Below are 615 nucleotides of genomic sequence, written 5' to 3'. Positions count from 1 at the left end.
GGCAGCGTGACAGCGCACGTGTCACCAAGCATCACATCCGCGTTTGTCACGCTGTTCGCCACGATCGGACCGATCGAGACGGCGGTGCTGTTTGCGAGTCTGACGAGTGGCGTGCACCGGCCCGAGCGCGCACGGCTTGCCTTGCGCTCGGTACTCATCGCCGGCGTCATGCTGCTCGCTTTCGCGCTCGGCGGCGCGCCGATCCTTGACTACCTTCACGTCAGCGTACCGGCTTTCCAGGTGGCGGGCGGCATCATGCTATTCCTCCAGGCTCTAACCTTGGTCTTCTCGAGCCCCGGCCTGTCATCGCTCAGCGAGGGTGAGAAGAAGGAGGCAAGAGGACCGGGCGACATCGCCGTCTTCCCGCTGGCCTTTCCGGTGATCGCAAGCCCTGGCGCCCTGGTGGCTGTGGTTCTCCTGATGGGCCGCGCAGAGGACATGGTTGAGGGTGCCGCCGTCTTGGCGATGCTCGTGATCTGTCTCCTGCTGACCTACATTGCCTTGCGGGCCGGAGAGGTGCTGATGCGCTGGCTGGGTCGGACCGGCTCAGACGTTGCCGGCCGGATCATGGGGGTGCTGCTCGCGGGCCTTGCGGTGCAGTTCGTATTCGACGGG

1 protein-coding gene is annotated in these 615 nt (G+C 65.4%); it reads left to right on the top strand.

Annotated elements, in window-relative coordinates:
• Positions 1-615: MarC family protein (locus WDW90_RS37860; RefSeq protein ID WP_336492839.1), on the top strand; the 615-nt coding region annotated here is incomplete at both ends.

Origin of the sequence: Methylobacterium nigriterrae (assembly GCF_037106235.1) — a bacterium.
Lineage (GTDB): Bacteria > Pseudomonadota > Alphaproteobacteria > Rhizobiales > Beijerinckiaceae > Methylobacterium > Methylobacterium nigriterrae.
The sequence above is the reverse complement of the archived record's forward strand: the minus strand, read 5'-3'. Positions and strand labels throughout refer to the sequence as shown.